This window comes from Sphingobium sp. TomTYG75 (assembly GCF_054771635.1).
This window is the reverse complement of sequence record NZ_BSRE01000001.1, coordinates 2560815-2587016: the sequence shown is the minus strand read 5'-3', so window position 1 is coordinate 2587016 and position 26202 is coordinate 2560815. Positions and strand designations below refer to the sequence as shown.

General features: G+C 62.0%; 21 protein-coding genes and 1 pseudogene. 14 read left to right on the top strand and 8 right to left on the bottom strand.

The window, feature by feature from the left end:
* Window positions 1–74 precede the first annotated feature (74 nt).
* From carB to carA, 4 genes are read right to left on the bottom strand one after another with little or no spacing between them, the layout of a single operon-like run.
* Window positions 75–3410: a carbamoyl-phosphate synthase large subunit gene (gene carB / locus ACYU81_RS13070; protein WP_460987967.1), complete on the bottom strand. Its 3336-nt coding sequence runs from the start codon at window positions 3408–3410 to the stop codon at window positions 75–77.
* Entirely contained in the window at window positions 3410–4021 is a 612-nt protein-coding gene (locus ACYU81_RS13065) for a hypothetical protein (protein ID WP_460987965.1), read from the bottom strand. The genes carB and ACYU81_RS13065 overlap by 1 nt, the downstream gene beginning before the upstream one ends.
* Complete coding sequence (locus ACYU81_RS13060; protein ID WP_460987964.1) at window positions 4021–4389, bottom strand: ribonuclease E inhibitor RraB; 369 nt, start codon at window positions 4387–4389, stop codon at window positions 4021–4023. Before ACYU81_RS13060 ends, ACYU81_RS13065 begins: the two co-directional genes overlap by 1 nt.
* The gene (carA, locus tag ACYU81_RS13055) at window positions 4386–5549 is read right to left on the bottom strand and encodes a glutamine-hydrolyzing carbamoyl-phosphate synthase small subunit (protein ID WP_460987963.1); all 1164 of its coding nucleotides are present in this window, start codon (window positions 5547–5549) and stop codon (window positions 4386–4388) included. Before carA ends, ACYU81_RS13060 begins: the two co-directional genes overlap by 4 nt.
* 155 nt (window positions 5550–5704) lie before the next feature.
* Here carA and ACYU81_RS13050 point away from each other — a divergent pair, with 155 nt between their 5' ends.
* The 8 genes from ACYU81_RS13050 to ACYU81_RS13015 all read left to right on the top strand — a co-directional run bounded on the left by ACYU81_RS13050 (window position 5705) and on the right by ACYU81_RS13015 (window position 13902).
* Entirely contained in the window at window positions 5705–6157 is a 453-nt protein-coding gene (locus ACYU81_RS13050; protein WP_449472148.1) for a GatB/YqeY domain-containing protein, read from the top strand.
* A 44-nt stretch (window positions 6158–6201) separates the two neighbouring features.
* Window positions 6202–6612 (top strand): endonuclease domain-containing protein, encoded by a 411-nt coding sequence (locus tag ACYU81_RS13045; RefSeq protein ID WP_460987962.1) that lies wholly within the window; start codon window positions 6202–6204, stop codon window positions 6610–6612.
* The gene (gene dnaG, locus ACYU81_RS13040) at window positions 6609–8513 is read left to right on the top strand and encodes a DNA primase (RefSeq protein WP_460987961.1); all 1905 of its coding nucleotides are present in this window, start codon (window positions 6609–6611) and stop codon (window positions 8511–8513) included. The genes ACYU81_RS13045 and dnaG overlap by 4 nt, the downstream gene beginning before the upstream one ends.
* 41 nt (window positions 8514–8554) lie before the next feature.
* Window positions 8555–10603 carry an RNA polymerase sigma factor RpoD gene (rpoD, locus tag ACYU81_RS13035; RefSeq protein WP_449472144.1) on the top strand — a complete coding sequence of 683 codons (2049 nt, stop codon included), beginning with the start codon at window positions 8555–8557 and terminating at the stop codon, window positions 10601–10603.
* A 136-nt stretch (window positions 10604–10739) separates the two neighbouring features.
* Window positions 10740–11420 (top strand): DUF6975 family protein, encoded by a 681-nt coding sequence (locus tag ACYU81_RS13030; RefSeq protein WP_460987959.1) that lies wholly within the window; start codon window positions 10740–10742, stop codon window positions 11418–11420.
* Window positions 11421–11486: 66 nt separating this feature from the next.
* Window positions 11487–12332 carry an AAA family ATPase gene (locus ACYU81_RS13025; protein WP_460987958.1) on the top strand — a complete coding sequence of 282 codons (846 nt, stop codon included), beginning with the start codon at window positions 11487–11489 and terminating at the stop codon, window positions 12330–12332.
* Between the two features lie 41 nt (window positions 12333–12373).
* Window positions 12374–12787 carry a GFA family protein gene (locus ACYU81_RS13020; protein ID WP_460987957.1) on the top strand — a complete coding sequence of 138 codons (414 nt, stop codon included), beginning with the start codon at window positions 12374–12376 and terminating at the stop codon, window positions 12785–12787.
* Window positions 12788–12879: 92 nt separating this feature from the next.
* Window positions 12880–13902, top strand: coding sequence for a hypothetical protein (locus ACYU81_RS13015; RefSeq protein ID WP_460987956.1), 1023 nt, complete (start codon window positions 12880–12882; stop codon window positions 13900–13902).
* A gap of 5 nt (window positions 13903–13907) precedes the next feature.
* Here the strand turns inward: ACYU81_RS13015 and ACYU81_RS13010 are convergent, their stop codons facing one another.
* Entirely contained in the window at window positions 13908–15287 is a 1380-nt protein-coding gene (locus ACYU81_RS13010; protein WP_460987955.1) for a methyl-accepting chemotaxis protein, read from the bottom strand.
* A 128-nt stretch (window positions 15288–15415) separates the two neighbouring features.
* On the opposite strand from ACYU81_RS13010, the gene ACYU81_RS13005 reads away from it, so the two are divergent.
* Complete coding sequence (locus ACYU81_RS13005) at window positions 15416–16591, top strand: vWA domain-containing protein (RefSeq protein ID WP_449472135.1); 1176 nt, start codon at window positions 15416–15418, stop codon at window positions 16589–16591.
* Between the two features lie 6 nt (window positions 16592–16597).
* Here the strand turns inward: ACYU81_RS13005 and ACYU81_RS13000 are convergent, their stop codons facing one another.
* Window positions 16598–17686: an anhydro-N-acetylmuramic acid kinase gene (locus ACYU81_RS13000; RefSeq protein ID WP_460988191.1), complete on the bottom strand. Its 1089-nt coding sequence runs from the start codon at window positions 17684–17686 to the stop codon at window positions 16598–16600.
* A 130-nt stretch (window positions 17687–17816) separates the two neighbouring features.
* On the opposite strand from ACYU81_RS13000, the gene tyrS reads away from it, so the two are divergent.
* On the top strand, window positions 17817–19034 hold the full coding sequence (tyrS, locus tag ACYU81_RS12995; RefSeq protein ID WP_460987954.1) for a tyrosine--tRNA ligase: 1218 nt from the start codon (window positions 17817–17819) through the stop codon (window positions 19032–19034).
* Window positions 19035–19109: 75 nt separating this feature from the next.
* Window positions 19110–19463: a PilZ domain-containing protein gene (locus ACYU81_RS12990; RefSeq protein ID WP_449472133.1), complete on the top strand. Its 354-nt coding sequence runs from the start codon at window positions 19110–19112 to the stop codon at window positions 19461–19463.
* Here ACYU81_RS12990 and ACYU81_RS12985 read toward each other — a convergent pair.
* A pseudogene (locus ACYU81_RS12985) lies at window positions 19435–19635 on the bottom strand (mechanosensitive ion channel family protein); the annotation flags it as partial. The gene ACYU81_RS12990 and the pseudogene ACYU81_RS12985 overlap by 29 nt on opposite strands.
* Window positions 19622–21685, bottom strand: coding sequence for an ATP-dependent DNA helicase RecG (gene recG / locus ACYU81_RS12980; protein WP_460987953.1), 2064 nt, complete (start codon window positions 21683–21685; stop codon window positions 19622–19624). The gene recG and the pseudogene ACYU81_RS12985, both read right to left, overlap by 14 nt.
* Window positions 21686–21770: 85 nt before the next feature.
* Here recG and ACYU81_RS12975 point away from each other — a divergent pair, with 85 nt between their 5' ends.
* The 3 genes from ACYU81_RS12975 to ACYU81_RS12965 all read left to right on the top strand — a co-directional run bounded on the left by ACYU81_RS12975 (window position 21771) and on the right by ACYU81_RS12965 (window position 26195).
* Window positions 21771–22040 (top strand): FAD assembly factor SdhE, encoded by a 270-nt coding sequence (locus tag ACYU81_RS12975; protein ID WP_460987952.1) that lies wholly within the window; start codon window positions 21771–21773, stop codon window positions 22038–22040.
* Between the two features lie 147 nt (window positions 22041–22187).
* The gene (mfd, locus tag ACYU81_RS12970) at window positions 22188–25649 is read left to right on the top strand and encodes a transcription-repair coupling factor (protein ID WP_460987951.1); all 3462 of its coding nucleotides are present in this window, start codon (window positions 22188–22190) and stop codon (window positions 25647–25649) included.
* Window positions 25650–25784: 135 nt separating this feature from the next.
* Complete coding sequence (locus ACYU81_RS12965; RefSeq protein WP_460987950.1) at window positions 25785–26195, top strand: hypothetical protein; 411 nt, start codon at window positions 25785–25787, stop codon at window positions 26193–26195.
* The last annotated feature ends 7 nt before the right edge of the window (window positions 26196–26202 follow it).

Sequence of the window (26202 nt, the reverse complement as noted above, 5' to 3'; positions counted from 1 at the left end):
AAATCCTTCGTCAAAACTTCCCTTTGGCGGCTCCAACTCGGAGCCACCCGCAGCGTGCTTCCTTGTGCAGGGGATCAGGCTTGCGACACGGGATAATAGGACTGGAGCGACCGCACTTCAAGGGCATGGCCTCGAAGAGCCTCGATCGCATCGGCCGCAGCGACTGATGCTGCCGCCGTGGTGAAGCTGGCCACCTTGGCACGCAGCGCGCTGGTGCGGATCGCCTTGCTGTCCTTCAGCGACTGCCAGCCTTCGGTGGTGTTGAATATCAGGTCGATGTCGCCATCGGTGATCTTGTCCACGATGTGCGGACGGCCTTCCGCCACCTTGTTCACTGGCTGGACCGCGATGCCCTGCTCTTCCAGATAGCGCGCAGTTCCGCCAGTGGCGACGATGGTGAAGCCCAGCCCTGCCAGCTTCTGCACCGCAGGCAGCACTACCGGCTTGTCGCTGTCCTTGACGGACACGAAGGCCGTGCCGCTCTTTGGCAGGACGGTGCCAGCGCCAAGCTGAGCCTTGGCGAAGGCTGTGGCGAAATCGCTGTCGATGCCCATGACTTCGCCGGTGCTTTTCATTTCGGGCGAGAGGACGGGATCGACGCCAGGGAAGCGGGCGAAGGGGAAGACGGCTTCCTTAACTGCAATATGAGTTATAGAATTGCGGTCGATTTTGGGGAGGTCGCGAAGCATCTCTCCGGCCATGACCCGGCTGGCGATTTTGGCGATGGGGGTGCCGATTGCCTTGGCTACGAAGGGGACGGTGCGGCTGGCGCGGGGGTTTACCTCGATTAGGTAAACAATGTTGTCCTTTACCGCGAACTGGATGTTCATGAGGCCGCGGACCGACAAGGCGCGGGCGAGAACGTCCGTTTGACGCTCGATTTCCGCGATAACGTCGCTGGAAAGGCTGTAGGGCGGTAGCGAGCAGGCGCTGTCGCCGGAGTGGACGCCCGCTTCTTCGATATGTTGGAGCACGCCGGCCACGACCACGTCTTCGCCGTCGCAGAGCGCGTCCACGTCCACCTCGGTCGCGTCGCGCAGATACTGGTCAATCAGCACCGGGGAGTCGCCGGACACCTGAACGGCTGTGGCGATATATTCCTCAAGCTGTGCCTGGCCATCGACGATCTCCATGGCGCGGCCGCCAAGGACGTAGGACGGGCGCATGAGGACCGGGTAGCCGATGCGGTTGGCCACGGCGATGGCTTCCTCACGGCTGCGGGCGATGCCGTTGGCGGGCTGCTTAAGCTTCAGCTTGTCGATGAGGGCGGCGAAACGCTCGCGGTCTTCGGCTAGGTCGATCGCGTCGGGCGATGTGCCGAGGATGGGTACGCCCGCATCTTCCAGCGCCTGCGCCAGCTTGAGCGGGGTCTGGCCGCCGAACTGGACGATGACGCCTGCGAGGGTGCCGTTCGACATTTCGACGCTCAGGATTTCGAGGACGTCCTCGGCGGTCAGCGGCTCGAAATAGAGGCGGTCGGACGTGTCATAATCGGTCGAAACCGTTTCCGGGTTGCAGTTGATCATGATCGTCTCATAGCCCGCGTCCGACAGCGCGAAGCAGGCGTGGACGCAGCAATAGTCGAACTCAATCCCCTGCCCGATCCGGTTGGGTCCGCCGCCAAGGATGACAACCTTTTTGCGGTCGCTGGGCTGCGCCTCATTCTCCGCCTCCCCGAACAGCGGGGCTTCGTAGGTCGAATACATGTAGGGCGTCTTCGCTTCGAACTCTGCGGCGCAGGTGTCGATGCGCTTGAAGACCGGACGCACGCCTAGCTTGTGACGCAGGCTGCGCACTTCGCCTTCAGTGACGCCGCCGGTCATAGCCTTGACCGCTTCGTGGATCAGGCCCGAACCGCGTGCGATGCCGCGTTCCATGCCGCGCAGATTGGCCGACTTGAGCGCCAGATGGGCAAGGCGCTGGTCGGAGAAGCCCATGGACTTCAGGCGGCGCATGCCGTCCGCGTCCTGCGGCAGGCCGTTTGCCAGCACTTCGGCTTCCGCGTCGATGATTTCCTTGATCCGCTCCAGGAACCATGGGTCGAACTTGGCGATGTTGTGGATTTCGGCGACGGTCAGCCCTTCGCGCAGGGCTTGCGCGGCGACGAGCAGACGGTCAGGCGTCGGTGAGGCAAGCGCGGCGACGATGTCATCCTTGGGCGCGCCCACCAGATGCGCGACCTCGTCGAAGCCGCAGAGGCCCGTTTCGAGCCCGCGCAGAGCCTTCTGCATCGATTCATGGATGTTGCGACCGATCGCCATCACTTCGCCCACCGACTTCATCGCGGTGCCGAGCAGTGGCTCGCTGCCCTTGAACTTTTCAAAGGCGAAGCGCGGGATTTTGGTCACGACATAGTCGATGGTTGGCTCGAACGAGGCCGGGGTCGCGCCGGTGATGTCGTTCTCGATCTCGTCCAGCGTGTAGCCGACGGCGAGCTTCGCCGCGACCTTCGCGATCGGGAAGCCGGTCGCCTTCGACGCCAGCGCCGAGGAACGGGAAACGCGCGGGTTCATTTCGATCACGATCAGGCGGCCATCCTTCGGATTGACCGCGAACTGCACGTTCGAACCGCCTGTTTCCACGCCGATTTCACGCAGCACCGCGATGCTCGCGTTGCGCATGATCTGATATTCCTTGTCGGTCAGCGTCAGTGCTGGCGCGACGGTGATGGAGTCGCCGGTATGGACGCCCATCGGATCGACATTTTCGATCGAGCAGATGATGATGGCATTGTCGTTGCGGTCGCGGACGACCTCCATCTCATATTCTTTCCAGCCGAGGAGCGATTCCTCGATCAGGACTTCGGTGGTGGGTGACGCATCCAGCCCGCCGCGAACGATGTTCATGAACTCGTCGCGATTATAGGCGATGCCGCCGCCGGTGCCGCCCATGGTGAAGCTGGGGCGGATGATCGCGGGCAGGCCGGTGAACTCCAGCGCTTCCATCGCCTCTTCCATGGTGTGGGCGATGCGCGAGCGGGCCGATTCCAGCCCGATCTTGTCCATGGCGTCGCGGAACTTGATCCGGTCCTCCGCCTTGTCGATGGCTTCGGCGTCCGCGCCGATCATCTGGACGCCGAACTTTTCCAGCGTGCCGTCGTTGAACAGCGCCAGCGCGGTGTTGAGCGCGGTCTGGCCGCCCATGGTCGGGAGGACCGCGTCGGGGCGTTCCTTTTCGATGATCTTCGCCACGATTTCGGGCGTGATCGGCTCGACATAAGTCGCGTCGGCAAATTCCGGGTCGGTCATGATGGTGGCCGGGTTGGAATTCACCAGGATGATGCGATAGCCCTCTTCCTTGAGCGCCTTCACCGCCTGCGTGCCCGAATAGTCGAACTCGCAAGCCTGGCCGATGATGATCGGGCCAGCGCCGATGATGAGGATGGAGGAGATGTCGGTGCGTTTGGGCATTAGTGAGCAACCGTTTGAAAGAGGGCAATGATCGAGACGAAAAGGGATGTGATGCCTGCCAAGCTATTGGCACGGTTTATCAACTCCCAGATAATATCGGCTGGCGGTTCCGGAGCATCAGCAAGCGCCTTAGCCGCCACGATGTAAGCGCGAGCCATAGCCTTTTCGCTATTACCTGCGCCTAAAGTATCTAGCTCCAACTCAGCTTTTGTCAGAAGATTGGAAAGCTCAGCCTTTTTGTGTTCGTCCAGAGCGAACTGAGCAAGCAGACCTGTCCATTGGGTGCTGTCAACGGATGGTGCTCTCGCTTCTTCTTCGGTACCGATCAGAGCCTCTCGGATTTCATCAAGGTCCGAGAAATTCTCCTCCACTTTTTTCGCACCGAGGGCTGAAATGCGGAAGCTCCATCCTTCGTAGCCGCCCAACACCTTTGAAACTTCCCGAAAATAGGAACCTTCCCAATCGTCGGTGATCCGATCAATCCAATTGGACCGAGGGGTAAGGCCGTATTTTTTGATCAGCTTGCCAGCGTCATGATACGAGCCCCCAGCCGTCTCGGTTTCTAAATATAGGGCCGCGAGAAAACGCTCTGCGAAATCGTCGTAGTCCATCAATGCACGCCCCCCGTCCGGGCTTCGCAACCCCAGCCGTCATATTCGACGCCGCAGAGGATCTCGATCTGGAGGCACTTCTTGGTCAGCGCCCGGATCGACTGCTCATCGACCGGCTGCACGCATTCGAGGAACAGGAACAGGTCGCCATCCTCATCCTCTTCTCGGTCCAGTTCGACGAAGCCGAACTGGCTGGCGATGGTCAGGACGCGCTCGAAATCCTTTTCGCTGCCCTTGAAGCTGACATCGACCGGACGCGCCAAACGCGCCACATCGCCATTGGCTGCGAGGTTGGCGAGGACTTCCTTGTCCGCCTCCCACTCCTGCGCAAGGCGGGCTTCGTCAACGGGGGGCAGGTTGAGGCTCACTTAAGCCCCTCTACGAAGCGCTGAAACAGGTAGAAGCTGTCCTGCGGGCCGGGCGAGGCTTCGGGGTGGTACTGGACCGAGAAGGCCTTCTTATCGGTCAGTTCGATGCCGCAATTGCTGCCGTCGAAGAGCGAGACATGGGTCGGCTTCACATTGGCGGGCAGTGTCTCGCTGTCCACCGCGAAGCCGTGGTTCATCGAGGTGATCTCTACCAGACCGTCCGACAGGCGCTTGACCGGGTGGTTGGCGCCGCGGTGGCCCTGGTGCATCTTGACGGTCTTGGCGCCGGCAGCGAGCGCCAGCATCTGGTGGCCGAGGCAGATGCCGAAGACGGGCTTGTCGGCTTCCAGCACTTGGCGGATCACGGGGACGGCATATTCGCCGGTCGCGGCGGGATCGCCGGGGCCGTTGGAGAGGAAGACGCCGTCGGGCTTCTGTTCCATCACCTGTTCGAAGGTGGCGGTGGCTGGCAGAACGGTGACGCGGGCGCCTGCCTTCACAAGGTTGCGGAAGATGTTGTTCTTTGCGCCATAGTCGATGGCGACGACATGGGGGCGTTCCTGCCCCGCTTCATCCTTGCCGTAGCCGTGGCCGAGCTTCCACACGCCGTCTTTCCAGAGGCGGCTTTCTTTCCCTGTGACTTCGATAGCGAGGTCCATGCCTTCGAGGCCGGGCCAGTTGGCGGCCTTTTTCGCTAGGGCGGCGAGGTCGAAATTGCCTTCCGGATCGTGGGCGATGACGACGTTGGGCGCGCCCTTCAGGCGGATCATGCGGGTCAGCGCGCGGGTGTCTACGCCGGAGAGGCCAATGCGGCCATTTTCCTTCATCCACTGGTCGAAGGGTTCGACGTTGCGGAAGTTGCTGGGCTCCGTCACGTCCTGCCGCACAACGCAGCCGAGGGCGAAGGGGTTGTCCGCTTCGACGTCATCCAGGTTCGTGCCAACATTGCCGATGTGCGGGAAGGTGAAGGTGACGATCTGCCCGGCATAGCTGGGGTCGGTCATCACTTCCTGATAGCCGGTCATGGCGGTGTTGAAGCAGAGTTCGCCTACCGCTTCACCGACGGCGCCAAAGCCGCGCCCGAAAACCGCGGATCCATCAGCGAAAACCAATACCCCTGTCGCTCCTTTGGGCACGGTGAGGGTCTTGGCATCAGCCATGGTCTTAGCGTCCTTTATGCTTTTTGCGGGAACCCGTCTGCAGCGGGTTAAACGGCCGGTCACCTATGCTTGTGAGGCCCCGCGGTCAACCACTGTAAAAAATCTCTTTTGGCGTTATATCTGGTCTTTTCCGGCAGAACAGGATTCGTATCGCCATGATTCGCGAGCAGGTTAAGAGCGCCCAGGTCGAAGCCATGAAGGCGGGGGACAAGGAACGCCTGGCCGCCGTGCGTTTGATCATGGCGAAGCTGAAGGATCGGGACATCGAATTGCGCACGGCTTCGAATGTGCCGGATGACGACACGGTCGTTGTCGAGGTGCTGCAGAAGATGGTGAAGCAGCGGCGCGAATCGATCGAGATGTTTCGCAATGGCGGGCGTGACGAGCTGGCAGCGAAGGAAGAGGCCGAGCTGGGCGTGATCGAGAGCTTTTTGCCGCAGCAGATGAGCGAGGATGAGACGCGCGCTGCGATCGAGGGGATCAAGGCGGAAGTTGGCGCGGCCAGCGTCAAGGATATGGGGAAGGTCATGGCCGTGCTGAAGGAACGGCATGGGTCGGTGATTGATATGAGCAAGGCCAGTGGGCTGGTTAAGGCGGCGCTTAGCTGACATGATATAGCCCCTCCCTTCGAAGGGAGGGGTTGGGGTGGGTGATGGCGCTACGCATCAATGCAAGGCTAGGCCGATATGCGCGCGACATGCGGCGAGAACCTACCGACTATGAGCGGCGGCTGTGGGGCGCGCTGAGGGCGTCGCAGTTGGCCGGGTTCAAATTCCGGCGGCAGGCAGTCATCGAGCCATATATTTGCGATTTTCTTTGTCCCTCGATCGGTTTGATCATTGAGGTAGATGATGATCTGCACGATGCACGGAAGGACCGGGATCGGGACTTCGATCTCGCTCATCAAGGATATGTCGTGCTGCGTTTTTCCAACTGGGAGGTTCGGGACAATCTTGAAGGCGTATTGAGCGTCATTCTTGATCGGGCGCGTGCGTTGCCGGAGAGGCAGAAGATCACCCACCCCAACCCCTCCCTTGGAAGGGAGGGGCTTTTAGACACATGAGCCTCTCGCCCGCCTTTCTTGACGAACTGCGCATGCGGACTTCGCTGTCGACGCTGATCGGGCGGACCGTGAAGGTGCAGAAGGCAGGGCGCGAGTATAAGGCGTGCTGCCCTTTTCATAATGAGAAGACGCCCAGCTTCACCATCAACGACGAGAAGGGCTTCTACCACTGCTTTGGTTGTGGGGCGCATGGGGACGCGATCCGGTGGATGACGGACCAGCGCGGCCTGCCCTTCATGGAGGCGGTGAAGGAACTGGCGGCGACGGCGGGCATGGACGTGCCCGCGCCCGATCCGCGTGCGGCGAAGCGGGCGGAGCAGGCGAAGGGTCTGCATGACGTCATGGCGGCGGCTCAGGCTTTGTTCGAGGCGCAGCTTGGCGGGATCGAGGGTGCGGAGGCGCGGGATTATCTTGTCCGGCGTGGGATCAGTGAGGCTACGCGGCGGGCTTTTGGTTTTGGCTATTCGGCGGATTCCAAGGGCAAGCTGAAAGGCGCGCTGGCGGAATTTGGTGATCCGATGCTGATCGAGGCTGGTTTGCTGATCGATCCGGATGGCGCCGAGCCGGACGGCGGAAAAAGTAAGAAACGCGAGAGCTATGATCGCTTCCGGGGGCGGCTAATGCTGCCGATCCGGGATATTCGCGGGCGGGTGATCGCTTTTGGTGGGCGGATTCTTGGCACTGGCGAGCCTAAATATCTGAACTCGCCGGACACGCCGCTCTTCGACAAGGGGCGGACGCTTTACAATATCGATCGCGCCTCCCCTGCCAGCCGCCAGAGCGGGCGGGTGATCGTGGTCGAAGGCTATATGGACGTGATCGCGCTGGCGCAGGCGGGCTTTGGCGAGGCGGTGGCGCCGCTGGGGACCGCGTTGACGGAGCATCAGATCGAGCGGCTGTGGAAGATGGTGGATGTGCCGGTGCTGTGCTTCGATGGCGACGCGGCGGGGCAGAAGGCGGCGATACGGGCGGCTGTGCGGGCGCTGCCGCTGCTGCGGCCGGGGATGAGTTTGGCCTTTGCGACGCTGCCTGCGGGGCAGGATCCGGACGATCTGATCCGGGCGGAGGGGCCGGGAGCGATGGAGCGGGTGCTGGATGCAGCCGAACCGCTGGTGGAGCGGTTGTGGGCTTATGAGCAGAAGGCAGCGCCATTGGATACGCCCGAGCAGCGGGCGGCGCTGAAGCAGCGGCTGCGCACAATCACGGACGCGATCGCGCATCCCGATGTGCGGGCGCATTATGTGCAGATTTTCCGTGAGCGTTATAATGCGCTGTTTTTTGCGCGGCAGACGCAGGCGAACGCGCCCCGGCATCAGCGTGGGACGGGCACCCGGCAAGGGTGGCAGCGCGATCGGCGCGGAAACTGGAAGCCCCCCCTGCCCCCCGTCGGGAACGAGGCGCGGGCGATCGGCGTCAGCGGCATGGAGCAGCGGCTGCTGCGCGCGGTTCTGGCGAGTTTGTTGCGGCATCCCGAGCAGATAATGATGCATCGGGAGATGCTTTCTGCGCTGCATATCGGCGATTCGGCGCTGGGCGAACTGATGCGGACGATGATTGCCGCATCGTTCCGACAAGAAACAGTTGAAACAGAGGGCCTCCTTACCATATTGGGCCAAGGTGAAGTGTATAATATGGCGAAGGGGATGCTCCGGGCCGACACGTTCACATTCACCCCCAGCAGGATGAAGACCGATCCCGGTCGCGTTCAGCGCGATCTGGAGGAGGCTATCCGGGTGATGGCGCAGGGACCGGAGTTGGAGACGGCGCTGGCGGAGGCGACGAGGCGGGCAAGGGAAGACCTTAACGAGGAAACCTTTGCCGAGCAGCAGCGGATCCAGCGGTTGAAAATGGATCATGACCAGCGCCTGGCGGAACTGGCGCAGTCCGAAGATATTGTTTGATAGATCGTCCCCCGGCGGGATGATGGAGCTAAGGCGAATAAATGGCGAGCAAGGCGACAGGCAAGGGTGCGGGCGAGGATGTGGATAGCGGCGATGCACCGCTGCTCGATCTGAATGAGGCTTCGGTCAAGAAGCTGATCGCGCGCGCCAAGAAGCGCGGCTACATCACCTATGACGAGTTGAACGACGCCCTGCCGCAGGACCAGATGTCCTCCGAGCAGATCGAAGATATCATGGCCGCGCTTAACGAAATGGGCGTGAACATCGTCGAGAATGAGGAAGCCAGCGAGGACGGCGACGAGCAGCGCGAACGGGAAGATGCCGAGGACGCCGAAGATGATTCGGGCGATGAAGAAGGCGCGCCCAAGCTCGTCACCGAAAAGAAGAAGGAAACGGTCGACCGCACCGATGACCCGGTGCGCATGTATCTGCGCGAAATGGGCGCGGTGGAACTGCTCAGCCGCGAGGGCGAAATCGCCATCGCCAAGCGCATTGAGGCCGGCCGCGACACGATGATCCTGGGGCTGTGCGAAAGCCCGACGACCTTCAACGCGATCATCGAATGGTCTACCGCCCTCAACAATGGCGAGATGCAGCTGCGCGAGATCCTGGACCTCGACGCGATGCTTTCCAAGGACCCGGCGCCCGAGAATCTGGAGGAAGGCGCCGAGGACGATGACGGCGAGATCAGCGAGAAAACCGCTGGCCCCAGCTTCAAGGAAGAGGAGGAGCCCGAGGAAGAGGCAGCCGATTCCGACGAGGATGAGGACGGCCTGACCGAACGCCGTGCCCGGCGCGTGGAAGAGGAAGAAGAGGAAGACAACACCCTCTCCCTCGCCCAGATGGAAGAAACGCTCAAGCCAATGGCGCTTGAGAAATTCGCGACCATTACGGAGATTTTCCGCGCCTTCTCGCGTGCGCAGGAATCGCGCATGGCCGCGATGGCCAATGGCGAAACGCTGAGCCAGAAGGCCGAGGACGATTATCAGGAGCTGCGCGAGCGGCTGACTGCCGAAGTCGAGAGCGTCCAGTTCCACCAGCAGAAGATCGAATATCTGGTCGATCAGCTCTATGCCTATAACCGTCGCCTGACCGCGCTGGGCGGGCAGATGCTGCGTTTGGCGGAACGGCATAAGGTCAGCCGCAAGGACTTCCTCGACCGCTATGTGAACCATGAACTGGACGACGCCTGGCTGGACAAGGTTCAGGGCCTCGACAAGAAATGGGCGGCTTTTGCGGCAGCCGAAGCACGCGCCGTCGAGCGCATCCGTACCGAGGTCAGTGAAATCGCGCAGGCGACCGGCATGTCGCTGGGTGAGTTCCGCCGTATCGTCAACATGGTGCAGAAGGGCGAACGCGAAGCGCGGATCGCGAAGAAGGAAATGGTCGAGGCGAACCTCCGCCTCGTCATCTCCATCGCTAAAAAATATACGAACCGTGGCCTGCAATTCCTTGATCTTATTCAGGAAGGCAATATCGGCCTCATGAAGGCCGTCGATAAGTTCGAATATCGCCGCGGCTACAAGTTCAGCACCTATGCGACTTGGTGGATCAGGCAGGCGATCACCCGGTCGATCGCGGATCAGGCGCGGACCATCCGTATTCCGGTCCACATGATTGAGACGATCAACAAGCTGGTGCGGACGTCCCGCCAATTCCTGCATGAGCAGGGCCGCGAACCGACGCCGGAGGAAATGGCCGAGCGCCTTTCCATGCCGCTGGAGAAGGTGCGCAAGGTGATGAAGATCGCCAAGGAGCCGATCAGCCTCGAAACGCCGATCGGCGACGAGGAGGATTCGCATCTGGGCGATTTCATCGAGGACAAAAATGCGGTCATCCCGGTGGATGCGGCAATTCAGGCGAATCTGAAAGAAACGGTCACCCGCGTTCTCGCTTCGCTGACGCCGCGTGAGGAACGCGTGCTGCGCATGCGTTTCGGCATCGGCATGAACACCGATCACACGCTGGAGGAAGTGGGCCAGCAGTTCAGCGTGACCCGCGAACGTATTCGCCAGATCGAGGCGAAGGCGCTCCGTAAGCTGAAGCATCCGAGCCGCAGCCGGAAAATGCGGAGCTTCCTCGACCAATAGGGTCTGAGACACGGTGATTGATCCGAAAGGGCGGCTTCAGGGCCGCCCTTTTTTTCGTCTCATAAACCGCTCTTTTACCTCAACTTCCTATGGTCGTGGCAACAGACACACTGGCGCGGCGGCCGCAGGGGTTATCATGAACGAAGCAGCTACACGCTTGGCGACAGGCGACATATCTCAGGTGATCGAGGCGCTGGTGGCGGCTGATGGAACGGCCGCTCATGCTCATGCAAGCAGCGCAAGGACCATCATGAGCCGTGATGCTGTCCTGACATTGCCGGACCTCGCCGATGCCGCGCATTATCTTTGCCTGCTGCACGGGCGTCATCCCGGCGTCATCGATCACGCGGCGAACCGATCGGCAGACAGCGCGGCTCGGGGCTGGCTAGTCCAGGCGGGGCAGGCGTTTGCGCGGGAGCGGGCCTATCTGACTCAAGTTGCGGTGGCGCTAGGCCCGATACCCAGCACGGCGGGGCAGAGCGACTGTGAGACGATCGTCAGCCAGCAACGTCATGCGCTGGATATGCTGGCTCAATCGGACAGGCGCGGATGCGCCATGGGGGCAGCCATGGCGCTGGTGCTGGATTGGCAAGCTGTACGCGACGTGCTCGACATGGCGGCGATTCGCGTGGGGCTTGAACCCTCTCCATCCGATCTTCCCGACCGGGCGCAGACCTTTGCCGTAGCGCGAGCGATCGGCAGCGACGGAGCGGCCGATCGGGCCATACAATTTGGCGCGCGGCAACTGCTCAGCCAGCAGCGTGGCCTTTGGGACCTGCTGAAAGCGCGTGCCGAGGTTCGGCGGCAGAGGCCGTAGGAATAACCGATTGCGGCGCTGGACCGCTTTCCCTACTCGGGTGGCAGTAGAGGAAAGCGAAGATTCATGCGGTTTGAAGGTACGGAAGATTATGTCGCCACCGACGACCTGAAGGTCGCGGTCAACGCTGCGGTGCTGCTGCGCCGCCCGCTGCTAGTGAAGGGTGAGCCGGGGACCGGTAAGACCGTGCTGGCGCAGGAAATCGCCAAGGCGCTGGATGCGCCACTGATCGAATGGAACGTCAAATCGACGACCAAGGCGCATCAGGGCCTGTATGAATATGATGCGGTGGCACGGCTGCGCGATGGCCAGCTGGGCGACCCGCGCGTTCATGACATCAGCAACTATATCCGCAAGGGGAAGCTGTGGGAGGCTTTCACTTCCCCTACCCTGCCCGTGCTGCTGATCGACGAGATCGACAAGGCTGACATCGAGTTTCCCAACGACCTGTTGCAGGAACTCGATCGCATGGCATTCCACGTTTACGAAACGGGCGAGACGGTCGCGGCGCAGGAACGGCCGGTGGTGGTCATCACATCCAACAATGAGAAGGAACTGCCTGACGCTTTCCTGCGGCGCTGCTTCTTCCACTATATCAAATTCCCCGACCGGGAGACGATGCAGGCCATTGTCGATGTCCATTTTCCCGGCATTCAGAAGATCCTGGTGAGCCGGGCGCTCGACCTCTTCTACGAGATACGCGATGTGCCGGGGCTGAAGAAGAAGCCGTCGACCAGCGAGTTGCTCGACTGGTTGAAGTTGCTGCTCAACGAGGACATGCCGCTGGAGATTTTGCAGGATCGCGATCCGACCAAGGCCATTCCGCCGCTTCATGGCGCCCTGCTGAAGAATGAGCAGGATATCATGATGTTCGAACGTCTGGCATTCATGGCGCGACGGCAGGGGCGGTAAAGGCTGGGATTGCCCTGCCCGGCGCAATGACGGAGGCGCGCATGGCGCATGAAGCGGGATGTCTGTGCGGAGCGGTGCGCATCAAGATCGATGCGGAACCTATGGCGGCGCGCATGTGCTGGTGCAGGCTGTGCCAATATCTGGGCGGGGGATCAGGCACGGTCAATGTCTGCTTTCCGACGGAGAAGGTGCAAAGCGAGGGCGAGGTTCGTTGGCATGAGAGAATCGCCGACAGCGGCAACAGGATGCGCCGTGGCTTTTGCCCCGAATGCGGAACACCCCTGTTCAGCATTGCCGAGTCGCCGCCGCACCTGACTTTCATCAGGGCTGGCGCGCTGGATGATCCGGGCCTGTTGGCACCGCAGGCGGTGATCTGGACGGAGGCAGCCCCGCATTGGGCGCATCTGGACCCGGAACTGCCGCATTATCCGGCGCAGATTCCGCCCGTCGCGTAAAAGGCCGCTTGCCTTAGCCTTGCGGTTTCGCTCAACCTTCCCCGATAAATTTCAGAGCCGCGACAAGACGGCGTGAAATGGGAAGGATGCCTATGCCAAAACTCTCCTTGTCGCTGTTGTCGATCCTCTTGGCTTTGCCGGTGCCCGCATTGGCGCAGGGTGCCGATGTGCAGGAAGCGTGGGTAGCGAGCGATGGGAGCCTTCGCGCGCGCGCTTCGGGGATCAGCCTACCCCAAACGATCGCTGGGCTTTCCCTGTCCAAGAGTGGAGAGGTCACGAATGGCGGCAAGGGCATCGACAATTATGCCCAATATCTGTCGGAGGATGGGGCGGTGCAGGCGACTTTGTACGTCTATCTGCCGAGCTACGCGGACGCGTCGATCGCCGCTTACATGACCGACCGCGCGGTGACGGATCGTTTTGGACCGAAGACACGCCGCACTGCTTATGAAGGCGTTCCGTTGCAGGGCAAAGGTGGCCGCGCGATCCGTGCGGTTTATGATGATGCGGCCGACGGGGCGCTGACCACGGCAGCAGCTTTTGCGCAGGCCGGACGCTGGCTCGTGAAGCTGCGCGTCACAGGTCCGAGTGAACGGCGCAAGGAGGTATTGGCAGGGCTGGACGGCATGCTCGGCAGCTTGCATTTCGACGATGCGGCTGCGGTACGGCCAGTCTCTCCGGCGCGGTTCGCGGACTGCCCGGCGGGTGATGACAGGGACGCGCAACTTACCGCTTCCCTTCCTGCCGCAGCGGCTGATGTCCGCGCCGTTCGCGAGGTGGCCGGGTCCTTCTGCATCCGGGGACAGGTGCAGACTAGCGAAGGCAGCTATGATGTTCTGGCGCAGCAGGGTGCGTCTGGCGGATCGGTCATCGTGCCGATCGACGATGCGGGCACGGTGCTTGCCTTCGATCCAGCGGCTGACGGCAAGGGCTATCAGCTATCGATACATTCGGTCGGCGAGACGAAGCTCTATGGCGTTTATGACCGCGTGCCGAGTTCTCGGCAGATCGCCAAAATCATTGATGGCAAGGACCCTCAGACGGCCCAGGCGCGGACGACTGCTGCCTATGCTGCCAATGGGGAGGTCATAGTGCGCGAGGGTGCAGCGAACTGACGGGATCAGATGAGGTAGCCGACCTCATACAGGCCCCAGCGGCGGCCTTCGAAGATTAGCGGAACGAACACGCTGCGAAGCGCGCGATAGCGGCCTTCGCCAAGGTCCTGACGATAGGTGAAAAGGAAAAAGTCTCCCTCACCATCGAGCGCGCGGCGGGTCTGGCTGTCCATGAAAATCTGCCGGTTACGGGCATATTCCATGTTCCATTCCGGCATGCCCGGCCGCTGAGGCTGGCTTCGCGACGTGATGTGCGTCGGCAGATAGCCGTTCATGTCGATCAGGCAGCAGCCGACGATGGCATTATCCTGCCCGGTCTGGCGATCCAGAATCGGGCGGAGGACGCGGTCGGCAAAGACCATGAAGCCATTTTCATATTGCGGCGGGTGGGAGCCTTGGATCGGGCGGTAATTGCTGTCGAATAGCGCCGATGGCGTCAGTTCACCCTCTGCCAGGGCGTCATTGATCAGGCGCGACACTTCTGCCGCGCCATCTTCGGCATAGGCAATGTAGCGACTGTTGCGCGTCTGATGCCCGCCATGAGCGGCGGTGTTGAGCATGTCGTTTGCCATGCCCTCAAGCTGCTCGAGCTGAGCCTTGGCCATTTCGACGCGCTGGGTGCTTTCGGCAGCGGAGTCGCTGAAGTTCGTGAGGCCCGCACGTAACGCGCCTACGTCGGCGTCGGCTTCATCGGTGCAGGTGACGATGGCGTGGGAACGCTCGCCAAATTGGGTCACGAGCGAGGCGATTTCCGCCATGGTGACGCTCAACGTGTCGATATGGGCGCTGACGTCGCGGCCGCGTCCGATATTGGCTTCCACGCCGCTGATCAGATGGCGCGCGTCGCGGTCGAGCTGGCCGAGCTTGTCACCGACCGATGCCGCGGACTCGCCCGCTTGCCCGGCGAGGCGGCGGATTTCGTCGGCCACGACAGCAAAGCCCTGCGTCGCCTCCCCACCGCGCGCCGCTTCGATCGCGGCGTTGACGCCCAGCAGCCGCGTTTGGCGTGCGATCGCGCCGAGTTGATCGGATATGCCGCCGACGGCTTCGATGACCCCGAGAAACTGACGAAGCCTTCCCTCCAGCCCCGTGACATGGTCGACCAGCCCTGCAACCTGGGCGAGGGACTGGGTAATCGCTTCATGCCCTTCGGCAATGATGCGGGCAGCGCGCCGGGACGTGAGGCTGAGTTCCTGAGCCGCCACCACGCTTTCATTCTGGCTGACGGCCAGCGCCTCCATATTGGTTTGCAACTGTGAGAGGCGGAGCGAGTCGGATTGGATGCGCCGAGTAAGTTCCCCGAGGAAACCCGCCGTCTCGCTGCATTGCAGCGCAACGTCGCCGGAACGCTCACCCAGATCCGTCAATAAATGCTCATTTTCCAAGGAGTGCCACCCCAAACCGCCCGCCTGTGAATAGTGCCTTTTTAACGATGCGATGCAACACTTAACATTTGATCAACCATGTGCGGCCCCTTGCATCCATGGCGGGGCTGTCAGACAAGGCCGTCATTATGATGCTGAACTTTCTCGACGCGCTTAGGGCTGCTGGCATTCCCGCTGGCATCAAGGAGCATCTGCTTCTGCTGGAGGCGCTGGACCGTGACGTGATCGGTCAACGGCCCGAGGAATTCTATTATCTCGCGCGGGCGACCTATGTGAAGGATGAAGGGCTGATCGATCGGTTCGATCAGGTCTTCGCGAAAGTCTTCAAAGGCGTGCTGGATGCGAGTGGCGTTGAGGCCGAAATTCCCGAGGAGTGGCTGCGCCTCGTCGCGGAGAAATATCTGAGCGCTGAGGAGATGGAGAAGATCAAGTCTCTCGGCAGCTGGGACGAGATCATGGAGACGCTGAAGAAGCGTCTGGAGGAGCAGAAGGGGCGCCATCAAGGCGGGAACAAGTGGATCGGCACAGGCGGGACTTCGCCCTTTGGCAATGGCGGTTATAATCCCGAAGGCGTGCGGATCGGCGGCGAGAGCAGGCACAAACGCGCGATCAAGGTCTGGGAAAAACGCGAGTTCCAGAACCTCGACAGCAGCAAGGAACTGGGCACGCGCAACATCAAGGTCGCGTTGCGGCGGCTGCGGCGCTTTGCGCGCGAGGGGGCAGCGGATGAGCTGGACCTGGAAGGGACTATCCGGGGCACAGCTCGGCAAGGTTGGCTCGACATACGGATGCGGCCCGAGCGGCACAATGCGGTCAAGCTGCTGCTATTCCTGGACGTTGGCGGATCAATGGACCCGTTCATCCGGCTTTGCGAGGAACTGTTTTCCGCCGCGACGACCGAGTTCAAGAACATGGAGTTCTTCTATTTCCACAACTGCCTTTATGAAGGCGTGTGGAAGGACAATCGGCGCCGCTTTTCAGAGCGTATTCCGACTTGGGATATCCTGCATAAATATGGGCATGACTATAAGGTCATCTTCGTTGGCGATGCGGCGATGAGCCCTTATGAGATCAGCTATCCCGGCGGTTCCGTCGAACATATGAACGAGGAACCCGGCGCGGTGTGGATGAGCCGGTTGCTGCATACCTATCCGGCTGCCGTGTGGCTGAACCCCACGCCGCGCGACCATTGGGACTATAGCCAATCGACGCGGATGATCCGGGAGATCATGAGCCAGCGCATGTATCCGCTGACGCTTGAGGGCATCGATGACGGGATGCGGGAACTGACGCGTAAACGGTAAGCTGCGTCAGGCAGGATCGAATAGAACGCCGCCCGTCATTGGGACGGGAACGCCGGTGGTGCCGGGAAAGCTGATCGGCAAGGATTTGAGGTGGCGCACCGCCATATAGGCGAAGCCCTGCGCCTCAAGGGCGTCGCCGTCCCAGCCGAGATCATCGACCGGGCGTACCTCTGCGCTGGTGAAAGCAGCCAGCATCCCCATCAGGGTCGCGTTGTGGCGGCCGCCTCCGCCGACATAGATGGCGGAAGGCCGGGATGGGAGATGGTCAAGCGCGCGCGCAACCGCCCTGGCGGTGAACGCGGTCAACGTCGCTGCGCCATCCTCAAGCGACAAGCCATGCATCGCATCGAGGGTGAAGGCTTCACGGTCGATGCTCTTGGGAGGCAGCGTATCGAACCAGGGGTCTGCCATCAAACTGTCGAGCCGCGCTTCATCGATTTGGCCCCGAGCAGCAGTGGCGCCATTTTCGTCGAAGGGTCGATCGCTATGCGCCTGCATCCAATTGTCGATCAGACCGCTCGCCATGCCGGTGTCGAAGGCGAGAAGTTCGCCATCATTTCCGATGGCGGTGATGTTGGCCACACCGCCCAGATTCAATATGGCGGTCGGCTTACGCAAATCGTTCGCCAAGGCCCGGTGATAGATAGGCATTAGCGGCGCCCCCTGCCCCCCTGCGGCAACATCGGCGCTGCGCAGGTCGCCGACCACGGGAATTCCGAACGCCCCCGCCAATGCGACACCATCGCCGATCTGCCAGGTCCAGCGCCATTCCGGCCGATGCGCGACCGTGTGACCGTGGAAACCGATAACGGCGATATCCTGCGCTATATGCCCGCTGCGCGCGAGGAGATCGGTGACGGCCTCGACATGAAGCTCGGTAAGTTCGGCTTCTACGGATTGAATGAGAGGCTCGAAGCCCGGCTTGTCCATCGCCATGGCGCGCTGGCACGCTTCGGCTAGGCGAATGCGAAAGCCCTCCCGATAGGGCATGGCATGGAAGGTGACGGGATTGCTGAAGCCCTCTCCGTCGGTTTCGATGAGCGCGGCGTCGATGCCGTCGCGCGAAGTGCCCGACATGAGGCCGATCGCCAGCATGGGTTGGCTGTGTGTCACCGCTTCGATCCTTTTGCTCTCCTCTATTCTGTGTAGCGGAATGGATCGAGACACAAGTTCAGGATGACGGGGAGTGACGTTGTTGTGTCGTGATGCTAGAGGGCGCCGCATTATGACCAGCTACTCGTCCGATCTGCTCCGCCTCCTAGAGGCACGTGGCTACATCCATCAACTGACCGATGCGGAGGGGCTCGACGGCCTTGCCGCCAAGCAGATCGTGCCGGGCTATATCGGCTTTGATCCGACGGCACCGTCCCTGCATGTCGGGCACCTCGTTTCGATCATGATGCTGCGGCAGTTGCAGAAGGCGGGGCATAGGCCGATCGTCCTGATGGGCGGCGGCACGGGGAAGATCGGCGATCCAAGCTTCAAGGACGAGGCGCGCAAGCTGCTCACCACCGAGACGATCGCGGAGAATGTCGCCAGCATCAAGCGCGTGTTCGAACGGTTCCTGACCTTCGGCGACGGGCCGACCGACGCGATCATGCTCGACAATGCCGAATGGCTCGACCAGCTGGAATATATCCCCTTCCTGCGGGAAATCGGTCAGCATTTCTCCATCAACCGCATGCTGAGCTTTGATTCGGTGAAGCTGCGGCTGGATCGTGAGCAGTCGCTGTCCTTCCTTGAATTCAACTATATGATCCTTCAGGCCTATGACTTTCTGGAGCTGTCGCGGCGGTCGGACTGCCGGTTGCAGATGGGCGGATCGGACCAATGGGGGAATATCGTCAACGGCGTCGAACTCGCGCGCCGGGTGGACGGGACGCAGGTATTCGGGCTGACGACGCCGCTGCTCACCAATGCCGATGGCACGAAGATGGGCAAGACCGTGGGTGGTGCGGTCTGGCTGAACGAAGACCAGCTTTCCACCTATGATTATTGGCAGTTCTGGCGGAACACGGCGGATGCGGACGTCGCCAACCGGCTGCGGCTGTTCACCGACCTGCCGATGGACGAGGTTGCACGGTTGGCCGCGCTTCAGGGCGCTGAGATCAATGAGGCGAAGAAGGTTCTGGCCAATGAGGCGACGGCGCTGTGCCGGGGAACCGATGCCGCGCTTGCTGCCGCAGAAACGTCGCGCAAGACCTTTGAAGAGGGCGCTTCGGACGCCAATCTGCCGACGATCAGTGTGGGGGCCGAAGGGCTGACCATTGTTCAGGGCACTTCAGCGCTTGGCTTTGCCGCTTCCAACAAAGAGGTTCGGCGCAAGCTGGCCGAAGGCGCCATTCGCGTGAACGGCGAGGTCGTGAGCGACCCCATGCTGGCGCTGAAGCCCGGAGACAAGGTGAGCTTCGGCGCTAAGAAACATGGCTTGGTAACTGCTTGAAACTTTAGAGAGTTAAAGGCGGATTAAGTAAAGCTGGTAAGGAAGGCGCCACCTTCCTCACCTTAAGCTCCAGTCATGTCTTCGGTGCTCGCAAGCCTCGCCCAGGTCGCCCGTTCACGGGACCCTTCCATCAATCAGCGCCGCACGCCCCGCGTGCTGGTGGATATGGTCAGCCATATCTCTGCCCGAGGCCGAACCCATGGCGTCCGGGTCATCAACATCTCTGAACTCGGCTTAATGTGCCGCACCGATGCGGAGATCACGATTGGGGAACGGGTCGCCATATGGCTGCCCGTCGTCAAGGACGTTCAGGCCGACGTTCGATGGTCAGAGGATGGCCGGGTCGGGGTGGAGTTTTGCCAGCCCATTGATCCGCAAGTCTATGAGGCCATGCTGTCGCTTATCCCGCCACGGCAGACCGCCTGGTAAGGAGCTGCTCAAAGCTCTGATCGGCTTCGATCCGTTGACGTGGCCGGACTAGCGCCTCCGGCATTTCGGTGCGCAGGAAGTACATCATTGCCTCGCGTACTTCGCAGCGCAGGTCCAAGGCGATACCGGCGTTGCGCGCGCTGAGCAGGCCGCGCGAATTAGCCGCTTCGGAGCAATCCCACCGCAGCATCTCGTTCGAACAGGTAAAGGCAGGTTCTGGCGGCTTGGCCGCGCGCTTCGTCTAGCCCTCCATCGCGATCAATCAGGAGGTGCGCGTCGTCGCGGGCGCTGTCGAGCAGGGCGGACAGATGTTCAGGGGTGGCGATCTTCAACTGCGCCTCGCCTGATTGCCGCGTGCCGAGGATTTCGCCCGCGCCACGGAGACGGAGGTCTTCTTCGGCGATGCGGAATCCGTCATTGGTTTCGCGCATGAGCGCTAGCCGAGCACGGCTGGTTTCGCTCAAGGCTCCGCCTCGCAGCAGGATGCAGACGCTGTGGTTCTGGCCGCGCCCTACCCGGCCGCGCAGCTGGTGGAGTTGGGCGAGGCCGAAGCGGTCGGCGCCTTCGATGATGATCAGGTTGGAGTTGGGGACATCGACGCCGACCTCGATGACAGTGGTGGCGACGAGGATTTTTGTGCGGGCGGTGGAAAAAGCCTCCATCGCGGCGTCCTTTTCCGGGCCTTTCATGCGGCCGTGGACAAGGCCGACGAGATCGCCAAAGCGCATTTTCAGCATTTCGGCGCGGGCTTCGGCGGCGGCCTGATCGCTGGTTTCGCTTTCCTCGACCAAGGGGCAGACCCAATAGGCTTGGCCGCCGGTTTCGATGTGGCGGGCGAGCGCTTCGACCACTTCATCGAGACGGTTGGCGGACATGACCACGGTCTGGATCGGCTGGCGGCCAGGCGGCATTTCGTCCAGGCGGGAGACGTCCATCTCGCCATAATAGGTGAGCGTCAGCGTCCGGGGGATCGGGGTGGCGGTCATCACCAGCAGGTGCGGCGTGCGCTCGGCCTTGGCGGCAAGCATCATGCGCTGGGCGACGCCGAAGCGGTGCTGCTCATCGATCACCGCAAGGGCGAGGTTTTTGTAACGGACGGCTTCCTGAAAGATGGCGTGGGTGCCGACAAGGATATCGATGCTGCCGTCTGCAAGGCCCATCAGGGTGGATTCGCGCACCCTGCCCTTTTCGCGGCCGGTGAGGATGGCGATAGTTACGGGCAAACCCGACGCCATCTTGCGCAGCGTTTCATAATGTTGGCGAGCGAGGATTTCCGTCGGGGCAAGGAGTGCGCCCTGAGCGCCTGCCTCAACCGTGTTGAGGAGGGCTATGAGCGCGACGAGGGTTTTGCCCGAGCCGACGTCGCCTTGCAGGAGGCGGAGCATGGGGACGGGCTGCGCCATGTCGCCTTCAATCTCTCCGAAGGCGCGGCGTTGCGCGCCGGTCGGGGCGAAGGGGAGTTCGAGCATGGCGCGCAGACGGCCATCTCCCTCGATGGGGATGCCCCGGCGCTTGCGGGAGGATTGGCGGACCAGCATGAGCGCGAGTTGGCCTGCGAAAATTTCATCATAGGCGAGGCGCTCGCGGGCCTTGGCATCGCTGGGGTCGGCGTGGATGCGGGTGAGCGCCTCGTGCCATGTCGGCCAGCCCTTTTGGGCGAGCAGGCTGGGTTCGATCCATTCGGGGAGATCTGGGGCGCGGCTCAGTGATTGCCCTACGAGGTCGCGCAGGCGGTTATTGGTGAGGCCTTCGGAAAGGCCGTAGACTGGCTCTCGCGCCGGGATGGTGGCGGCTTCCTCCGGCGGCAGGACATAGTCGGGATGGACGATCTGGAGGTTCTCGCCATAGGCCTCCAGCTTGCCGGAGATGAATTTGGGTTCGTTCAAGGGCAGCAGCTTGCGGGGCCAGGCGCTGTTGCGGCCGAAATAGACCAGCGCGACCGTATTGCCGTGCCTGTCCTGCGCTATGACGCGGAAAGGCGCGCGGGCGCTGCCGAACGCGCGGTAGTCGGTAGGCGTGAGTTCTATGCCGATGACCCGGCCTGAGTCGGAGAGCATCAGCTCGTCCACCATGCGGCGATCGACAAAGCTGACCGGCAGGTGGAGTAGGACATCGACGGCGCGGGCAAGGCCAAGGCGCTCCAGCGGCTTGGCAAGCGCGGGACCGACGCCCTTCAGGGCTTCGATTTCGGTGAAGAGTGGGTTGAGGATATCGGGTCGCATGGCTATCTGACGCCATCTAGCCCAGCCGGGACGATGCGCAAACATCTGATCGGTGTATTCGGCATGCCCGCGCAAGGAACAAATTGTGAACGAAGATCCCCGCATCCGCCGCCTGCAATTCCGTGCCTGGCATCGCGGCATCAAGGAAGCGGACTTGGCGGTGGGTGGATTTTTCGATCGCTACCATGCCGAGTGGGGCGCGGAGGAGATCGACTGGTTCGAGCGGTTTATCGAGGAACAGGATGCCGACATCATGGCTTGGGCTTTGGGGACGTTGCCGTTGCCCGAGCAATGGCGCGGACCAATGTGGGACAAGTTTGTGAAGATGGATTTTGTGGAGATTGGGAGGAAGTGACTTCTTCTCCCCTCCCGCAAGCGGGAGGGGCAGTGAGACTTGCCGGGCCACAGGTTCGGCTAGTCGCAGCGGGGTGGGCCTGCGCCGCCTCTGCTGGATTGCCCACCCCTAGCCCCTCCCGCTTGCGGGAGGGGGACTGAGATGTAGATGACCGACCTTCTGAAAATCCTCAAAGCCTCCTCCCCCATCACCCTTTCCGGGGTTCCGGCGGGATTCCAGCCATGGTTGCTCGCGGACATCGCTCGGGCAGCGCCTTCGCGCGCCTTGTTCGTCGCGCCGGATGAGCAACTCATGCGAGCGGTGGCAGATACGGCGCATTATTTTGCGCCGGAGATCGAGATTGTCGAAATCCCGGCTTGGGACTGCCTTCCCTATGACCGGGCCAGTCCTTCGCTGCGGACGGCTTCGGCGCGTCTGGCGGGGCTTTATGCGTTGCAGGGGAACCCCAAGGGGCCGCAGCTTGTCCTGACAACGCTCAATGCGTTGACGCAGCGGACGCTGACGCCTTTCCGCGTGCGGCAGTTGGTGGCGAAGCTCGCGCCCAAGGAGCGGATAGCGATTTCGCGGCTCGCAGAGATGTTGCAGGCCAATGGCTACGTCCGCACCGATACTGTGCATGACCGGGGCGAGTTCGCCATTCGCGGGGGCATAGTCGATCTGTTTCCCGGTGGTGAGGAACAGCCCCTGCGGCTCGATTTCTTTGGCGACGAGATCGAGACTGTGCGGCGCTTCGACCCGGCGGACCAGCGGACCAGCGGGAGTGTGGAGGGCTTCACCCTTCTTCCCGCTTCCGAAGCTTTGCTGGATGAAGAGACGATCAAGCGGTTTCGCGGGCGCTATCGCGAGACGTTCGGGGCGACGGCGACCGGCGATCCGCTCTATCAGGCGGTGAGCGACGGGCGGCGCTTGGCAGGGATGGAGCATTGGCTGCCGCTGTTCGAGGAACGGCTGGTGCCGATGACCGAGCATCTGGGCGACGATACACTGGTCGTGCTGGATCATGGCGTGGCGGGCGCGGCGGAGGCTCGGTTCGAGGCGATCCGGGACTATCACGCCAATCGGGTGCAGGCGAAGTCGTCCGATCCGGGGGCTTATCGGCCGCTGGAGCCGAAGGCGCTGTATCTGGAGCAGCAAGAATGGGACGGCATCGTGCGCGAATGGCCGATGCATGCGACCACGCCGTTTCATGAACCGGAAAGCGCCTCCGTCATCGATTTCGCCGTCGATGGGCCTCGCGATTTCGCGCCGGAGCGGGCGCAGAACGCCAATGTCTATGAGGCGGTGGGGAAGCATATCGATTCCCTCCAGCGGGCGAAGAAGAAAGTCGTCATCGCCAGCTACTCCGGGGGCGCGCGGGAGCGGCTTTCGGGGCTGCTGGTCGATCATGGGCTGAAACGGGTCGCGGCGGCGGATAGCTGGCAAGAGGCGCTGGGGATCGCTGCGGGGGGCAGCACGGTGCTGACCGTCCTGCCGCTGGACCATGGCTTTGCCGCGCCCGATGTGGCCGTGCTGACCGAGCAGGACATGCTGGGCGACCGGCTGGTGCGGCGGGCCAAGCGGAAGAAGAATGCCGACGCCTTTTTGCAGGAATTGGCGACGCTCTCGCCCGGCGATCTGGTGGTGCATATGGACCATGGGATCGGGCGCTATGAGGGGCTGACGCAGATACCGGTGGCCAAGGCCGCGCATGACTGCGTGGCGCTGGAATATGCGGGCGGCGACAAGCTGTATGTGCCGGTGGAGAATCTGGAGGTTCTCTCCCGCTATGGCTCCGACAGCGAGGGGGTGAGCCTCGACAGGCTGGGCGGCGAGGCGTGGCAGCGGCGCAAAGCGAAGATGAAGGAGCGCATCCGCGAGATTGCGGGTGAGTTACTCAAGACGGCGGCCGAGCGCGCGCTCCGGGCGGCGACGGTGGCGGAGCCGGATAGCGCGGGCTATCCGGCCTTTGTCGATCGCTTCCCCTATCAGGAGACCGAAGATCAGGACCGCGCCATCATGGACGTGGTCGAGGATCTGGGCGCGGGGCGGCCGATGGACCGGCTGGTGTGCGGCGATGTGGGCTTCGGCAAAACCGAGGTGGCTTTGCGCGCCGCTTTCGTGGCGGCGATGGCGGGGATGCAGGTTGTGGTGATCTGCCCGACCACCCTGCTCGCCCGGCAGCATCATATGAATTTCGAGGAGCGGTTCAGAGGCTTTCCAGTCAATATCGGGCGGCTGTCGCGGCTGGTGCCGGACAAGGAAGCGAAGGCGGTCAAGGCCGGGCTGGCCGATGGGACGATCGATATTGTCGTCGGCACCCATGCGCTGTTGGCGAAGGGGCTGGAGTTCAAACGGCTGGGTCTCGTCATCGTGGACGAGGAACAGCGGTTTGGCGTCACGCACAAGGAGCGGTTGAAGAGCCTGAAGACCGATGTTCATGTGCTGACGCTGACGGCAACGCCGATCCCCCGGACATTGCAAATGGCGATGTCGGGCTTGCGGGAACTGTCCGTGATCCAGACACCGCCGGTCGATCGTCTGGCGGTGCGGACGTACATCATGCCCTGGGACGGGGTTGTCATCCGCGAGGCCTTGCTGCGCGAACATTATCGCGGGGGGCAGAGCTTCTTCGTCGTGCCGCGCATTGCCGATCTGACCGAGGTGGAGGAGTTCCTGCGTACAGAAGTGCCGGAGGTGAAGCCAATCGTCGCCCATGGTCAGATGAGCGCTACTGAGGTTGAGGAGCGCATGTCGGCCTTCTACGACAAACGTTATGACGTGCTGCTGTCGACGACGATCGTTGAGAGTGGCCTTGATATTCCCTCGGCCAATACGCTCATCATCCATCGCGCGGATCGGTTTGGGCTGGCGCAGCTGTACCAGCTTCGCGGGCGCGTGGGGCGGTCGAAGGCGCGGGCCTATGCCTATTTCACCACGCCTGCGAACAAGGTGATTACCGAAACGGCGGAAAAGCGGCTGAAGGTGCTGTCCGACCTCGATACGCTGGGCGCCGGGTTCCAGCTGGCGAGCCACGACCTCGACATTCGCGGCGCGGGCAATCTGGTGGGTGACGAGCAATCGGGCCATATCAAGGAAGTCGGGTTCGAACTCTACCAGTCGATGCTAGAGGACGCGATCCTTGAGGCCAAGGCAGGCGGCGCCGGGATTGAGAAGCGGGACAGCTTCTCGCCGCAGATCAGCGTCGATGCGCCGATCCTCATACCGGAGGATTATGTGCCCGATCTTGACCTGCGCATGGGACTGTATCGCCGCCTGAACGAGGTGGAGGATCGGCAGGGGCTGGAGGCTTTTGCGGCGGAGTTGATCGACCGCTTCGGCAAGCTGCCGACGCCGACGCAGAATCTGTTCAAGATCATCGAGATCAAGCAGAATTGCGTGACGGCCAATATCTCGAAGATCGATGTGGGGCCAAAGGGCGCGCTCGTCAGCTTCTTCGAAGATCGCTTCCCCAAGCCGGAGGGACTGGTTGCCTATATCCAGCGGCTTAATGGCGTGGCGCGGTTGCGGCCGGATAGCAAGGTCGTGGTCAATCGCGCCTGGGCAGACCCGGCGGCGCGGCTGAACGGAGCGCTGCAATTGTCAAAGGGGTTGGCGAAGTCGGCTAGCTGACAGTGGATGGCCGTGAGATTGCGCCTCTCGCCAGCACCGCTTTGTCGTGCGTCAGCAAAGTAACAGCAACATCAGCCATCTAAATGCTCCGTCGATGACTGGACAGCAAAGTCCGGCATCGAGAAGGAGATTGACATGATTTTGACCTTCGTAGCGATGGCAGCGGTTGCCGCCACGCACAGCGTGCAGATCGACCATGGCGGAACGCCGGTGCAAGCCACCTACTCGGCTCGCGTCGAGTTTGCCACCAGGACGGTTGGCGCGAGAACACCCAACCGCATCGATATGCAGCGGTGCCAGTGGACCGCGACAGTCATCGTGGACCGCGCACTCAATCATGGTCCGGCGCTGGCCCGCACGGTTTCCCATGACAAGCGTTTTTCCGGCAGCGAGCATGGGGCATGTACCCCCGGCCGCCAATCGGGTGAACGCAATATGGCGCAGCATGAAGCGGCGGTCCGCGAACATCTGGTAGCGGTGGCCGAGAGGGATCGCGCGCCTTTGGTGGCCGAGCTGGATGCGGTGCGCAATCTTGCCTCAAACTAACGCACGC

Bases quoted from the DNA above. Each gene is read 5' to 3' on its own strand.
- carB (WP_460987967.1), bottom strand. From the start codon at position 3,410: ATGCCCAAACGCACCGACATCTCCTCCATCCTCATCATCGGCGCTGGC.
- ACYU81_RS13065 (WP_460987965.1), bottom strand. From the start codon at position 4,021: ATGGACTACGACGATTTCGCAGAGCGTTTTCTCGCGGCCCTATATTTA.
- carA (WP_460987963.1), bottom strand. From the start codon at position 5,549: ATGGCTGATGCCAAGACCCTCACCGTGCCCAAAGGAGCGACAGGGGTA.
- ACYU81_RS13050 (WP_449472148.1), top strand. From the start codon at position 5,705: ATGATTCGCGAGCAGGTTAAGAGCGCCCAGGTCGAAGCCATGAAGGCG.
- ACYU81_RS13045 (WP_460987962.1), top strand. From the start codon at position 6,202: ATGGCGCTACGCATCAATGCAAGGCTAGGCCGATATGCGCGCGACATG.
- dnaG (WP_460987961.1), top strand. From the start codon at position 6,609: ATGAGCCTCTCGCCCGCCTTTCTTGACGAACTGCGCATGCGGACTTCG.
- rpoD (WP_449472144.1), top strand. From the start codon at position 8,555: ATGGCGAGCAAGGCGACAGGCAAGGGTGCGGGCGAGGATGTGGATAGC.
- ACYU81_RS13030 (WP_460987959.1), top strand. From the start codon at position 10,740: ATGAACGAAGCAGCTACACGCTTGGCGACAGGCGACATATCTCAGGTG.
- ACYU81_RS13025 (WP_460987958.1), top strand. From the start codon at position 11,487: ATGCGGTTTGAAGGTACGGAAGATTATGTCGCCACCGACGACCTGAAG.
- ACYU81_RS13020 (WP_460987957.1), top strand. From the start codon at position 12,374: ATGGCGCATGAAGCGGGATGTCTGTGCGGAGCGGTGCGCATCAAGATC.
- ACYU81_RS13015 (WP_460987956.1), top strand. From the start codon at position 12,880: ATGCCAAAACTCTCCTTGTCGCTGTTGTCGATCCTCTTGGCTTTGCCG.
- ACYU81_RS13005 (WP_449472135.1), top strand. From the start codon at position 15,416: ATGATGCTGAACTTTCTCGACGCGCTTAGGGCTGCTGGCATTCCCGCT.
- ACYU81_RS13000 (WP_460988191.1), bottom strand. From the start codon at position 17,686: ATGCTGGCGATCGGCCTCATGTCGGGCACTTCGCGCGACGGCATCGAC.
- tyrS (WP_460987954.1), top strand. From the start codon at position 17,817: ATGACCAGCTACTCGTCCGATCTGCTCCGCCTCCTAGAGGCACGTGGC.
- ACYU81_RS12990 (WP_449472133.1), top strand. From the start codon at position 19,110: ATGTCTTCGGTGCTCGCAAGCCTCGCCCAGGTCGCCCGTTCACGGGAC.
- recG (WP_460987953.1), bottom strand. From the start codon at position 21,685: ATGCGACCCGATATCCTCAACCCACTCTTCACCGAAATCGAAGCCCTG.
- mfd (WP_460987951.1), top strand. From the start codon at position 22,188: ATGACCGACCTTCTGAAAATCCTCAAAGCCTCCTCCCCCATCACCCTT.
- ACYU81_RS12965 (WP_460987950.1), top strand. From the start codon at position 25,785: ATGATTTTGACCTTCGTAGCGATGGCAGCGGTTGCCGCCACGCACAGC.